Here is a 13,061-nt window from a genome sequence, read left to right as displayed (position 1 = left end):
CCTTCACTCCAAGCTCCCGGTCAGGGTACGGGGCGCCCCGCGGCGGAGCCGGTGCCCCATACTCACCGGAGGTGATCACCGGGGAGGGCATCTCATGCGACGCGGAGGCGAGGTCGTACGCGGCCACGGAAGCACGCGGTCCGTCACGCGATGGGCGACGACCGTCGTCGTTCTGGTCGGCCTGGCGAGCGGCTGCTCGTCCCACGACACCGCGCAGGACGACGAGACACGCGAACACTACTGCTCCACGCTGGGAACCTGGCAGAAGGAGAAGGCCCGGTCCGGGAACGCCGACGTCGCCGGGTACGCGGCCCTCGCCGCCGCGCGACGGCTCGACAAGGAGGGCCTCGACCGGTCCGGCAGCCACGTCCTCCGGGACACCGCCCTGGCGGTCGACAACGCGGACACCGACGCCGAGGGCCGTGCGGCGTCCTACTGCACCGACGCCGGCTTCGAGACCTACGTCCGCTGAGCCGCGCCCCCGGGGACGGTGATCCTGTGCCACGATCGAGGGAACGGTTCCCGCTCTCTCGGACAGGTGATCAGCTGATGTCCCGGTATGGCGAGCGGCCGAAGGAGGGGCGTGACATGACTGCCATGGCACACGAACCGATCACGCAGGACCTCTTGCTGGAGTGGTTTCTCGCCCTGGACACCCCGGAGGGGTTCCGGGCGGAGCTGATCGAAGGGGAGATCGTCGTGACACCGCCGCCGGACGGGGACCATGAGGATGACATCGGGCTGATCGTGAGCCGGGTACACCGGCGGTCCGTCACCGACATGCAGTTCTCGGGCAACAAGGGCCTCAAGCTGAAGAACGCCGACGGCCTTCTGACGGACCATGTGATCCCTGACGGCACCTTCGCGCCCAAGACGTCCAGGCTCTATCGCGGAGCCGAGCACTGGATGCCTTGCGACGGTGTCTCACTGGTGCTGGAAGTGACCTCCACCAAGCCCGAGGCCGACCGTGAGACCAAACGCCGTGCGTACGCGCGCGGCGGTATCCCGTTCCACCTGCTCGTCGACCGTCAGGAATCGTCGATCACGTTGTTCGGCGATCCGGGCCACGACGACTACCGGCAGCACTGCACGGTCGACTTCGGGAAACCGCTGACTCTGCCCGCCCCCTTCTCCTTCGACCTGGACACCGCCGACTTCCTCTGATCCCGTTGGAGCAGGGGGTGGGAAGCGGTGGACGCACGCGGCGAACAGGCACGGTGGACCAGGGCCCGGCTGGGGACGGCCGGCCCGCCCCTCGACCTGCTCACCGCCCGCTTCGACCGCCACGTCTACGCCCCGCACGCCCACGACGAGTTCACGGTCGGCGTCACCGTCGGCGGCCTGGAGGTCATCGCCTACCGGGGCGGACACATCCACTCGGGGCCGGGTTCCATCGTCGTCCTGGAACCCGGCGAGGTGCACACCGGCGGCCCGGCGGCCCCCGACGGCTACTCCTACCGCGCCCTGTACGCGGCCCCGACCCTCCTCACCGACGGCACGCGCGGCGACGCCCTCCCGCACTTCCGCGAACCCGTCCTCCAGGACCCCGAACTCGCCCGCGCCCTGCGCGCCGCCCACACGGACCTGGCCCGCCACCCCGACCCCCTGGAGGCCGAGTCCCGCATCCCGTGGCTGCTCACGGCCCTGGCCCAGCGCCACTCCACGGCCCGCGCGGCCGACGACACGGTCCCGGGAGCCGACCGCATCGCCCGCGTCGTACGCGACCGCCTCGCCGACGAACTCCTCGCCCCGCCCTCCCTGGCCGCCCTCGCCACCGACCTGGGCCTGTCCCGCTACCAGCTCCTGCGCGCCTTCCGTACGACGATGGGGATACCGCCGTACGCCTGGCTCGCCCAGCACCGGGTGGCCAGGGCGCGCGGACTCCTGGACGCGGGCGTGCGCCCCGCCGAGGCGGCGGCCCTGGTGGGCTTCGCCGACCAGGCGCATCTGACCCGCTGGTTCCGCCGCGTCCTCGGGGTGACCCCGGCGGCGTACCGCAACAGCGTGGTGAGCGCCGGTGCCGGCCGCAACAGCGTTCAAGACGGCGGGTGAGGGCGGCACGCAGAATGCCGCCATGACTGCACGCGGCTGGGCCCTGTTCTCCCTGATGGGAGTGGTCTGGGGCATCCCCTATCTGATGATCAAGGTGGCGGTGGAGGACCTCTCCCCGTCCGTGGTCGTGTTCACCCGGTGCGCGCTCGGCGCCGCCCTCCTGCTTCCGTTCGCCCTCCGCCAGGGAGGTCTCGCCCGGACCGTCCGGGCGCACTGGAAGCCGATGCTGGCCTTCGCGGTCATCGAGATCATCGGCCCCTGGTGGACCCTGACCGACGCCGAACGGCACCTCTCCAGCTCCACCGCCGGCCTGCTGATCGCGGGCGTGCCGATCGTCGCCGTCCTCCTGGCCCGCTTCTTCGGCGCCGAGGAACGGGTCGGCGCCCGCCGGATCACCGGACTCGGACTCGGCCTCGGGGGCGTCGCCGTCCTCACCGTGCCGCACCTCACCGGCGGCGACGCCCGCTCGCTGGCCGAGGTGCTGGTGACGGTCGTCGGCTACGCCACCGCACCCCTGATAGCCGCCCGCCACCTCAAGGACGTCCCCACCCTCCAGCTCGTCACCCCCTGCCTCACCCTGGCCGCCGTCGTCTACGCCCCCGCCGCCTTCCTGACCCGACCCGCCACCCTTCCCTCGGGCGAGGTCCTGGCAGCCCTGGCCGGCCTCGGCGTCGTCTGCACCGCGATCGCCTTCGTGGCCTTCCTGGAGCTGATCAAGGAGGCCGGCCCGACCCGGGCCGGCGTCATCACCTACGTCAACCCGGCGGTCGCCGTCGCCGCGGGCGCCCTCCTCCTGGACGAGGACCTGACCCTCGGCATCGGCGTCGCCTTCACCCTGATCCTGGCGGGCTCGGTCCTCGCGACGGCCGCCGCCGGTCCGCGGCGGGAGGTCCGCCGGGTACCATGGGCGGCACGGCAGACGAGCCGGGCGGGCGGCCGCGTGGAGTCCCTTGCGGGACTTCCCGAGGAACGTCCGGGCTCCACAGGGCAGGGTGATGGCTAACGGCCACCCGGGGTGACCCGCGGGACAGTGCCACAGAAAGCAGACCGCCCGGGACTCCGGTCCCGGGTAAGGGTGAAACGGTGGTGTAAGAGACCACCAGTGCCCAGGGCGACCTGGGCAGCTAGGTAAACCCCACCCGGAGCAAGGTCAAGAGGGGGCGCCTCCTCGCACGAGGGGGCGGCCCTGCGCGGACGTTCGAGGGCTGCCCGCCCGAGTCCGCGGGTAGACCGCTGGAGGCCGGTGGCAACGCCGGTCCTAGATGGATGGCCGTCGCCGGCGGGACCGCGAGGACCCGCCGGAACAGAACCCGGCGTACAGCCCGACTCGTCTGTCGCTCCGCGTTTCCGCACCCATGAGGACCGGGGCCGTCAAAGGCCGCGAACACCCGCTCCGATGCGCTGATGAGCCGTGCGCGTCCGGTTGCTATCGCGCAGAGGTCTCGGCCGGCCGCTTGCGTACGAGGTGGGTGGCGACCATCGTCAGTTCCCCCACGAGGACCGCGGCCGCCAGTACGGTCAGCCAGACCTCCCCGTCGTCGACGACGTTGGCCACCAGGAGGAAAGCGGTCAGCACGGCGGCCGCCGCCCACAGAACGTCCTCGCGCATCCACCACCGCGGGCCGGGGGCGGTCTCCTGATCGGCGATCCGCAGGGCGTACAACTCCACGGGCCCGAACTCCTCGTGGGCGGCGCGCCCGGTGGACGCGAGGTGCTGGGCGGCCTCCCGGGTGAGTTCGGCGGCCCGGTCACGCGGCAGTCCGTGCCGTTCCTCGAGCAGCCGCGGCAGATCGGTCAGCCAGTTCTCGGACTCGGTCCGGGACTCCATGGTGGCTCCTTCTTCCAGGTCTTCTCGATCGGTGTCGGTGTCGGTGTCGGCGTCGGTGGTCGGCTCGGAGCGGGCGACCGCCCAGAAAAGCAGGGCCCCCAGCGCACACAGGAACGGGGCGGGGATCCGGACGACAGCGGTCGTGGGCAGGGTGGCGAAGGCCGCTCCCGCGAGCAGCACCGACACCAGGGTGGTGGCGGCGCAGGCGGCGGCGCCGCGCGCACGGGAAAGCGCGAGGGTCGCCGTGAGGGACGCGCTCGACAGCGCGACGGCGGTGAGGGCGGTGCCGGTCAGCCCGGCGGGGGTCAGAGGCAGCATGGTGCCCTGCCACGCCCACAGGCAGACACCGGTCAGCGCGAAGACCACGGCGATCGGCGCGAGAGCGGAGAAGACCTTGTCCGCGGGCGTCAGGCCGCTCCAGTGCCGGCCGGCGCGTTCCTCGTCCGGTACGCGCTCGCGGGCCACGGCGGCGGCGTACGCCTCCGATGGGCCGAAGGCCTCCTCGGGCGTCTCGCCGCTTTCCGCGCAGTGCTGTGCGACCTCGTCGAGCACCATGTCGGCGGTGGCCAGGTCCACCGACCGGGCCGCCAGCGCCAACCGCACCCGGGCGTTCCAGCGGGTCGCCGCATCCGTCATGCCCCCTCCTTCTTCCCCTGGTCCAGCAACCGGTCCATCGCGTCGGAGAACCGATGCCAGCTTTCGGTCTCCTCCCGCAGCCGGGTGCGCCCGGCGTCGGTGAGCCGGTAGACCTTGCGGCCCGGTCCGCCTTCGCCGGGCTCCCAGCGGGCTTCCACCAGCCCCTCGGTCTCCATCCGGCCGAGCACGGGGTACAGCGCGCCGCCGCGGACGGTGCCGAACCCGTGCGCGGCCAACTGCTGCACCAGCGCGTACCCGTGCTGGTCGGCCTGCTCCAGCACGGCGGCGAGGGCCAGCGGCAGGACCCCGCGCAGCCAGCCCGACGAGGGCTCGTTCACCGGCACGCACAGTCACCCCGGTCCTCTACTCGTGAATCCCGACTAGTTCGTTTTCAGAGTAGTGGAGTCGGTGACCGTTGGCCAGGCGCTTCAACCCGGCCCGGGTGTCCCTGACGTTCTCCGGCATCGCTTCGCGGCGGACCGGCCTCCCGGACGGTGGCGACTCGGACGGTGACGACTCAGACGGTGACGACGAGCTTCTTCGCGGAGACGCCGTCCTTGAGCCGCCGCAACGCGTCGGGGATGCTCGCGAGTCCGTCGCCCACGACGATCGCGTCCGGTGCGGCCCGGTAGGCGCCGGTGGCGAGCGCGGTCGGGAGGAAACCGGTGTAGATCGCCGGCCCGACCTCGTTGTCCTTCAGGGTCCCGCCCCAGATGCCGCTCACCCGCACGCCGAGCAGCGGCGCCCGCCACCCCTCGACGCGCGCGATCGGTGCTGTCCGCGCGGAGGCGACCCGCTTGCTGCCCGCGGTCCGGGCCGCGATCGCGATCGCCTTCCGGATCGACCCGGAGCCGATCGCGAGCGTGCCCGCGAGCGGGCTGTCGCCGATCCGCTCCACGATCTCGTCGACGGCGGTGGGGCTGCCGCGGTCGACCGCCTCGACCGCGCCCAGCGACCGGACGTGGTCGAAGTTGCGGGGTGACGCGGTGGCCACGACCCGGTAGCCGGCGTTGCGGGCGAGCTGGATCGCGTTGCTCCCGACGCTCGTCGAACCGCCCCACACGAGCACCGTCTCCGACCGGTCGACGGGGCCGGTGCCGGGCAGCGCCAGCCCGAGGTGGTCCTCCTGGAACATGCCGGTCGCGGCGGTCGAGAGCGTCAGCGGAAGCACGGCCGCCTGCGTGAAGGACAATGCGTCGGGGATGGGGGAGACCATGTGCTGCATGAGCACGACGTAGTGCTGGAAGGCGCCCTCCGCCGGGCGGTTCTGCGACTTCTCGACGCCGAACGCGTGCCCGAGGACGCGATCGCCCGGCCGCAGCCGAGTCACGCCCGTGCCGACCTCGACGACCTCGCCGGCGACGTCCGAGCCCACCACGGCCGGGAAGGTCAGCCAGGGCACGACCACGCGATACAGGAAGCCCGGTATGCCGTCGACGGGGTTCACGGCGATCGCCCGTGCCCGGACGACGACCTCGTTCGCCGCCGGGGGCGTGTAGGGGGCGGGGCCCACCTCGAAGCGTGCGCCTGGCTTCGGCAGCCACAGTGCGACATTCTGCTCGGTCATCTCCGGGCCTCTTTCCGCCGTTCGTTCACTGGACCGTGCGGTCGGGTCACGCGAGCCGTGCTCGGCAGACTAGACACTGCCTAGAAAATAGGCAACGTCTACTTCCGGGTAGGATGACGCCATGTCCCATCGGCCTTTCCACCACGGCAACCTCCGTGCCGTGCTGCTCGAAGAGGCGGAGGCGGTGCTGCGGGAGCGGGGGGTCGACGCGCTGTCCCTTCGGGAACTGGCGCGTGCGGCGGGCGTCAGCCACGGAGCCCCCCGAAGCCACTTCATCGACCGCAGCGCCCTCCTGGACGCGTTGGCGGAGCGGGGCTTCCTCCGGCTCGCCGACGAGATGCGCGGGGCCGCTTCGCGCGCGCCGGGAGACCACGCCCTGGCCCTGGGTGCCGCGACCTCGGCTTATCTGCGCTTCGCGGTGCGGGAGCCGGCGCTGCTCGACCTCATGTTCGCCGCGAAGACCGACGGCCCCTCGGAGGCGGTCCGCAACGCTGCGGACCGCCTGTTCGGCACCATGACCGACATCATGGGGGCGGGCGTCGAGGCGGGCGCGTACGACGCCCGCGACGTCGGCCGGCTGACGATGCTGCTGTCCGCGACCGTTCAGGGCATCTCCGCGCTCGTCACCTCTCGGCGGATCACGACGTCCCAGGGCGAGGCGCTCGTCGACGACGCGATCAGGATCTTCCTCGCGGGCGTGTCGGCCGAACGGTAGCCGGACCGTGGACGACGGTTCCGGTCACCAAGGCCGCGTACGGGTACCCGGCACGGGACACGGGCGGGACCACCGGGCACCGACGGTGCCCCATCGGGCAGTCGGCCCTGTCCCCGAGGCCGGTGACGCCCCGTCACGGGCGCGCTAGCGTCCGAGCGTGAGCCGATACACCCCGCCGACATCACGCCCCGCCGTGGCGCCTTCATGGAGCCGGCCCGGCGCGTGACCAAGGACAGGGAAGGCACGGCGTACCCCCGGGCGGTGGGGACGACCGGGCACGACGACGACCTCCGGCCGGATCCCGCGGCACCGCCCCCCGCTCCGGCACCGCCCTCCGATCCGGCGGGGCACCGATCGGCACGGCCCGGACCGCGGCCGGCCGTGGTGGAGCCGCCCGTCGTGGGGCCGGCCGCCCCCTCGCCGACCGGGAACCCGTCGGCCGCCGACGCGGCCGGTGCCCGCACCTCCCCGCGCCGTCGCCGCGGCCCCGGTCCCTTCGTCCTGATCGTGCTGCCCGGCCTGGTGACGCTCACCGGGATCCTCACCTTCGTCGCCCTGTCCGGCATCCCCGGCACGGACCTGTCGCAGGACCCGGGTCCGAGCCAGTCGTCCGTCAGCAATGTGGACGGCTCCTACGTCCCCTGGCTGCGCAGGGCGACCGCGGACTGCCCGGGCGTCACCCCCGCACTCCTCGCCGCGCACATCGACCAGCTCTCCGGGTGGCAGGGCGACACCGCGAGCCTCACCGAGCAGGGCATCGCCCGCTTCACGGACGCCGACTGGAAGACCTGGGGCCGGGACGAGGACGGCAACGGCAGCTCCTCGCCGCGCGACGCGGTGGACGCGATCATGGCGCTGGGGCGGAAGGACTGCTCCCTGGCGAAGGAGGTGACCGCGCTCCGCACCGAGGGCACCGTCAACGGTGACATCGCCGACCTCACGCTCGCCGCGTACCGGACCGGGACGGACCAGGTCAAGGAGGCCGGCAAGGTGCCGGCCCCGGCCCGCGCGTTCGTCGCCGAGGTCAAGAAGCGGCTGCCGCGGTACGACGCCCTGGTCCGGCAGAACCCCGAGCAGGAGAACGGCCGGGCCCCCGGCGCGCTGCTGACGCCGCCCGTCACCGCGCTCACCGTCACCTCGCCCTTCGGGTCGCGCGCGCACCCGCTGACCGGGGTCACCAAGCTCCACACGGGCGTCGACTTCGGGGCGCCGCAGGGGGCCCAGGTGTCCGCGGCACGGGAGGGTCGGGTCGAGTTCGCGGGCATGACCCGGGCCTACGGCAACCGCGTGGTGATCGACCACGGCACGGTCGACGGAAAACGGCTGGAGACCACCTACAGCCACCTCGCCGTCCTCCAGGTGACCGCCGGCCAGAGCGTGTCCGTCGGTCATCCCGTCGGACTCGTCGGCTCGACAGGTCTGTCCACCGGCCCGCATCTCCACTTCGAGGTCCTCTTCGACGGCCAGTACATGGATCCGGTCGCCTGGCTCAACAGCGGCGGCTGAGCCCCGGACCCGTCCTCGGAGGGGACCGCGAGCCGCTCCCCGGCGCGGGGGCGACGGAGCCCCGTCGCCCCCGCCGGCACATCACTCGGGGGTGCGACTGGACGGGGCGGAGGCGCCCCCACCGCCCGGCCCCGACGCCTGGCCGAACTCGTTGTCACGGATCTCTCCCAGGGGCTCGACGACCCGGCTGGGTGCGGCACTGATCCCCAGAACGGGCGACGCCCTTTGCCGGTGACTGCTTTGCGCGCCCCGCATTGCCTGTCCCCTGACTCGTCAGCGGGGACAGGCGTCTTCATCGGGACCTGGCCCGGACCGATTCGACGTGTCGTCGGCGAGGTCAGAGCCTGGTCGACACCGCCCCGACCCCGGCCGGCTCGGACCGGCTCGAGGGCGATTGCCCGCGGCCGGCTCCGAGCGGCTCGGGTCGAGGAGGGGTTCCCTCCGACTGCCTCGGATCACCCCTGTAAGCCGCACCGGCAGATCACAGCCGCTTCGCCCCGCGAAGCCGCAGGCCAGAAAAGCGCTCCAGGAAGCCCCGGCGCACAGCCCGACTCGGCTTCCGCTCCCCCGGGCCGCCGTCACGGAATCTCCACGACCAACAGCATTCCCCCACTCCGGCGGCCCGGCCGTCACGGCGGCCGGTGCGTGCAAGGGGGTTCGGCGTACGTATAGTTGGCTGGAATTCGATAGTCCGTGCGGATGGAGGGGTCGGTGGAGCCCGAGCGGTTGAGGCGATGCGGCGTCACGCCGACGTGGTCCCTGCCCGTGGTCCCGTCCTCCGGCCGGGCTCGCCCGGCATCGGCCCGGATACCACAGCGGGGCGTACGGGCGACGAGTTCACGACGAAGTGGGATTGCTGACGGCCCATGCGACAACCGGGGTTTTCCCGCACGTCAGGGTGATTAGCATGGGCCGTATGTGGACGGAAGATCGCCCTCCTGTTGGCTGACCCCTCTCCCGGCCCGCGGCTGCTTCGTGCCGCCACCCCGATTCCCCTGCTCTCACCGACCGAGGGACCGCTCCATGCCTGTGCCTGCTTCGCCCCGTCCGCACCATCCGGCGGGGGCGCCGCGCACTTCGTTCGTCGCACGGTCGGTCGTGCTGGGGGTGAGCGCCGTCGCCGGCGGCGCGACGGTCGCCCTGGCGCCGTCCGGCGCCTCCAAGTGGATCCTGGCCGTGGTGGTGGCCGGCTGGGTGTGCCTGGCCGTCACCCTCCTCGTCGACCACCGGCTCGTCCACCGGGCCCGCGGCACGGCAGCCGAGCGGGAGTCGGAGAGCAGCCGGCTGAGGACCGAAGCCGCCCGGCTGTCGGCCGAGATCTCGCACCTGGCCGGTGTGACGCTGCCGGCCGTGGCCGGGCGGCTGCGGGAGGGCGCGAGCGCGGCCGACGTGCTGGCCAGCGTGCCGCCGCCGTCCGACCCGCAACTGCAGCGGCTGACGCGCACGTTCGCCGCCGTCGTCGAGGAGGACGCGCGACAGGTGGCCGCCCTGGACGGCGAATACCGCGCGCTGCGCACCGAGACGGACCAGGCGGCGGCCGAGTACGAGCGCTTCGTCAAGGAGACGCTGCCCGCCGCGGTCGCCCGGCTGCGCGAAGGCCGGTCCGCCGACACCGTGCTCGCCGAGGTCGACCTGCCCCGGCTGTCGGAACTGCGTGTCCCGGCCGAATCGTTCATCCGCGAACTCGCCCACAGTGAGCGGCGTGCCGCCGCGGCGCAGGCCGCCTCCGCCAAGGCGCTCAGCCGCGTCCAGGCCAAGGCCGTGCGGATGCTCGCCGACCTGCGGGAGATGCAGGAACGGCACGGCGAAGAGGTCTTCGGCGACCTGCTGAAGCTGGATCACAGCACCTCCCAGCTGGGCCTGATGACCGACCGGCTGGCGCTGCTCATGGGCGGCAGGTCCAGCCGTGCCTGGAACAAGCCGATCGTGATGGAGAGCATCCTGCGCGGTGCCGTCGGCCGCATCGCCGCCTACCAGCGGGTGCGCCTGCACTGCTCCACCCGCGCCGCGGTCTCCGGCTTCGCCGCCGAGGGCGTGATGCACCTGCTCGCCGAACTGATGGACAACGCCGCGAACTTCTCCCCGCCCATCGACGAGGTGCACGTCTACGTCGAGGACCGCAGCGCCGGCATCGTCGTCACCATCGAGGACAGCGGTCTGAAGATGGCCGACGCGGCGATGCGCCGCGCCGAGGAGGCCGTGACCGGCCGCGTCACCGACCTCGCCTCGCTGCAGGGCACCCGGCTCGGCCTGGCCGTGGTGGGACGACTCGCGGTGAAGTACGGCATCAGCGTCAACTACCGCCCCTCCTCCCGCGGCGGCACCGGTGTCGTCGTCCTGCTGCCCCTGCACCTGCTCGCCCAGCAGCGCGACCTGATCCCGCACCAGACGGCCCCACGGCCCGAGGCCATGCCGGCGGCGCTCGCGCCCGCACCGGTGCCCGAGGCCACCGAACCACCCGCCGCCGCGGCACTGCCGGCGGCCACCGAACCACCCGCCGCCGCGGCACTGCCGGCGGCCACCGAGCGCCCCGCGGCGGCGACACTGCCGGCGGCCACCGAGCCCTTTGCCGCCCGGCCCGAGCTGTCCGGACAGCGGCGCCATCGGCGGCCCGACGGCACCACGCCGAACGGTCTGCCGGTGCGGGCCCCGGGCCGCACCATGGCCGAGGCGGAGCGCGAACGCGAGCAGCGCCACTCGGCGTCCGGGCAGACCGGTGACGCACCGTCGGCCCAGCGCCCGGCACGCGACGCGGGCACACGGTTCGGCGCCTTCCACCGCGCCCGGCAGTCCCAGGGCGGCACCTCCGGACCGGGCACCCGGCCCGGGGCCGAGCCGCCCGAGGCTTCCTAGTCCCACCCCTTCCCGTGCGGCGTCCGGAGCGACGGCGCCCCTTCCCGCTCGAGCTCGTGAGATAGGAGGAACGGGCCGGTGGCCGGTCAGCCGGACACCACCGTCCCATCACCCATCATGCAGACCACCGACAACAGCCTCAGCTGGCTCCTGCACGGTCTCCTGGAACAGACCCCCGGCGCCCGCCACGCCCTGGTCCTCTCCCGGGACGGCCTGAAGCTCTGCTGGAGCGAGCACCTGACGCTCGACCAGGCCGACCAGCTGTCGGCGATCTGCTCCGGCATCCAGGCCCTCGCCCAAGGGGCCTCCGCGGAGTTCGGCGACGGCACCGGCGGGGTCCGGCAGTCGATGACCGAGTTCCACGGCGGCCTGCTGTTCATCGTGGAGGCCGGCGAGGGGGCGCACCTCGCCGTCGTCGCCGGGGAGGACGCCGATCCCGGAGTGGTCGGCCACCAGATGACGGAGCTGGTCGAGCAGATCGGCGAACACCTGCGGGCCGAGCCGCGGGACCAGGCCAGGGCGAACGGCACCGCGTGATGCGCAAGCCCGTCGACACGGGTGATCCCGACCGGCTCTACACCGTCACCCGTGGACGGAGCCGTGCCGACGACTCCTTCGACCTGGTCACCCTCGTCGTCAGCGAGAGCGGGCCGGTGCCCGGGATGCAGTCGGAGCTCGCACGGATCCTGGAGATGTGCCGGCACCCCACCGCCGTCGTCGAGATCGCCGCGGAGCTGGGACTGCCGATCACGGTGGTGCGGATCCTGCTCGGCGACCTGCTGGACACGGGACGCATCACCGTCCGCCACCCGCGCGCGGCGCCGTCCGTCGCCTCCCTGCCTGATTCCGCCCTACTCCAAGAGGTGCTCCATGGGCTCCGCAACCTCTGAGCCGCCCTCCCACCGCACACCGCTGAGCGACACCGCGGAGACCGGTCTGAAGATCGTCGTCGTGGGCGGATTCGGCGTCGGCAAGACGACCCTGGTCCGCTCCGTGAGCGAGATCCGGCCGCTCAACACCGAGGAAGTGATGACCCAGGCCGGCGTGGGCGTCGACGAGACCGGTGCGGTGACGTCGAAGACCACCACGACGGTCGCGTTCGACTTCGGCCGGATCACCCTCAACGACCGCATGGTGCTGTACCTGTTCGGAGCGCCCGGCCAGGAGCGCTTCTGGTTCCTGTGGGACCGGCTGTTCTCGGGAACGCTGGGTGCCGTGGTCCTCGTGGACACCCGGCGGATGGACGACTCCTGGTACGCGATCGACAGGCTGGAACACCACCGCACGCCCTTCGTGGTGGCCGTGAACCGGTTCGACGACGACGCCGTCCGCCACTCCCTGGACGAGATCCGCCAGGCGCTCGCCCTCCCCGCGCACGTGCCGATGGTCGACTGCGACGCGCGGGTCAGGCAGTCCGGCAAGGACGTCCTGCTCACCTTGGTCAACCACCTGCACGACATGGCCATCGCCCAGGAGGCGACACTGTGACCGACTCCGGCTACCCCTCCGCGCAACCGGCGCCCCCGGGCTGCCCCGCCCACGCCGGGGCGGTGCGCCTCGGGGGGCTCGAGTACCAGCAGACGCCGGCGCAGCTCTACCGCGCGCTGCGCCGGGAGCACGGCCCGGTCGCGCCGGTCCTGCTCGACGGCGACATCCCCGCCTGGCTGGTGCTGGGCTACTCCGAGGTCACGTACGTGACCAGTCACGACGAGCTGTTCGCGCGCGACTCGCGGCGCTGGAACCAGTGGGACCGCATCCCGCCGGACTGGCCGCTGCTGCCCTTCGTCGGGTACCAGCCGTGGGGGGGGGTGGGCGCGGGGGGGGGGGCCCCCCCGCGGGGCGGGGGGGGGGCCCCGGGGGGGGGGGGGGGGGCCCACAGGGAGCGGGGACACCACAGCCCGCAG

Annotated in this window: 12 protein-coding genes, 1 other RNA gene and 2 pseudogenes; 12 read left to right on the top strand and 3 right to left on the bottom strand. The window is 73.0% G+C overall.

Translation table 11 applies throughout. The features are described 5' to 3' along the window. Window positions 1-94: 94 nt before the first annotated feature. From ACIRFH_RS08050 to rnpB, 5 genes and pseudogenes are all read left to right on the top strand, one after another. Window positions 95-472 (top strand): hypothetical protein, encoded by a 378-nt coding sequence (locus tag ACIRFH_RS08050; RefSeq protein ID WP_403518012.1) that lies wholly within the window; start codon window positions 95-97, stop codon window positions 470-472. 116 nt (window positions 473-588) lie between these two features. Then, window positions 589-1,164, top strand: coding sequence for a Uma2 family endonuclease (locus ACIRFH_RS08045; RefSeq protein WP_403518010.1), 576 nt, complete (start codon window positions 589-591; stop codon window positions 1,162-1,164). 27 nt (window positions 1,165-1,191) lie between these two features. Further along, window positions 1,192-2,052, top strand: a complete 861-nt coding sequence (locus ACIRFH_RS08040) for an AraC family transcriptional regulator (RefSeq protein WP_403518009.1) — start codon at window positions 1,192-1,194, stop codon at window positions 2,050-2,052. Window positions 2,053-2,074: 22 nt separating this feature from the next. Continuing rightward, window positions 2,075-2,902 (top strand): annotated as a pseudogene (locus ACIRFH_RS08035) (DMT family transporter); the annotation flags it as partial. Between the two features lie 70 nt (window positions 2,903-2,972). Beyond that, window positions 2,973-3,386: RNase P RNA component class A (gene rnpB / locus ACIRFH_RS08030), an RNA gene on the top strand. Between the two features lie 92 nt (window positions 3,387-3,478). Here rnpB and ACIRFH_RS08025 read toward each other — a convergent pair. From ACIRFH_RS08025 to ACIRFH_RS08015, 3 genes are all read right to left on the bottom strand, one after another. After that, window positions 3,479-4,516, bottom strand: coding sequence for a hypothetical protein (locus tag ACIRFH_RS08025; RefSeq protein ID WP_403518007.1), 1,038 nt, complete (start codon window positions 4,514-4,516; stop codon window positions 3,479-3,481). Beyond that, on the bottom strand, window positions 4,513-4,860 hold the full coding sequence (locus ACIRFH_RS08020) for a PadR family transcriptional regulator (RefSeq protein ID WP_403518006.1): 348 nt from the start codon (window positions 4,858-4,860) through the stop codon (window positions 4,513-4,515). Before ACIRFH_RS08020 ends, ACIRFH_RS08025 begins: the two co-directional genes overlap by 4 nt. 173 nt (window positions 4,861-5,033) lie before the next feature. Beyond that, window positions 5,034-6,083: a zinc-binding alcohol dehydrogenase family protein gene (locus tag ACIRFH_RS08015; protein ID WP_403518004.1), complete on the bottom strand. Its 1,050-nt coding sequence runs from the start codon at window positions 6,081-6,083 to the stop codon at window positions 5,034-5,036. Window positions 6,084-6,204: 121 nt separating this feature from the next. On the opposite strand from ACIRFH_RS08015, the gene ACIRFH_RS08010 reads away from it, so the two are divergent. The 7 genes and pseudogenes from ACIRFH_RS08010 to ACIRFH_RS07980 form a co-directional block, all read left to right on the top strand. Then, on the top strand, window positions 6,205-6,798 hold the full coding sequence (locus tag ACIRFH_RS08010) for a TetR/AcrR family transcriptional regulator (protein WP_403518003.1): 594 nt from the start codon (window positions 6,205-6,207) through the stop codon (window positions 6,796-6,798). Window positions 6,799-7,197: 399 nt separating this feature from the next. Continuing rightward, the gene (locus ACIRFH_RS08005; RefSeq protein ID WP_403518001.1) at window positions 7,198-8,304 is read left to right on the top strand and encodes a M23 family metallopeptidase; all 1,107 of its coding nucleotides are present in this window, start codon (window positions 7,198-7,200) and stop codon (window positions 8,302-8,304) included. A gap of 1,023 nt (window positions 8,305-9,327) precedes the next feature. Continuing rightward, window positions 9,328-11,157 (top strand): ATP-binding protein, encoded by a 1,830-nt coding sequence (locus tag ACIRFH_RS08000; RefSeq protein WP_403517999.1) that lies wholly within the window; start codon window positions 9,328-9,330, stop codon window positions 11,155-11,157. A gap of 117 nt (window positions 11,158-11,274) precedes the next feature. After that, on the top strand, window positions 11,275-11,694 hold the full coding sequence (locus ACIRFH_RS07995) for a roadblock/LC7 domain-containing protein (RefSeq protein ID WP_403517998.1): 420 nt from the start codon (window positions 11,275-11,277) through the stop codon (window positions 11,692-11,694). Then, complete coding sequence (locus ACIRFH_RS07990) at window positions 11,691-12,047, top strand: DUF742 domain-containing protein (RefSeq protein ID WP_403517996.1); 357 nt, start codon at window positions 11,691-11,693, stop codon at window positions 12,045-12,047. Before ACIRFH_RS07995 ends, ACIRFH_RS07990 begins: the two co-directional genes overlap by 4 nt. Continuing rightward, window positions 12,028-12,645 (top strand): GTP-binding protein, encoded by a 618-nt coding sequence (locus ACIRFH_RS07985; RefSeq protein ID WP_403517995.1) that lies wholly within the window; start codon window positions 12,028-12,030, stop codon window positions 12,643-12,645. The genes ACIRFH_RS07990 and ACIRFH_RS07985 overlap by 20 nt, the downstream gene beginning before the upstream one ends. Next, a pseudogene (locus ACIRFH_RS07980) lies at window positions 12,642-13,061 on the top strand (hypothetical protein); the annotation flags it as partial. The gene ACIRFH_RS07985 and the pseudogene ACIRFH_RS07980, both read left to right, overlap by 4 nt.

The organism is Streptomyces sp. NPDC093586, assembly GCF_044764905.1.
GTDB lineage: Bacteria > Actinomycetota > Actinomycetes > Streptomycetales > Streptomycetaceae > Streptomyces.
The sequence above is the reverse complement of the archived record's forward strand: the minus strand, read 5'-3'. Positions and strand labels throughout refer to the sequence as shown.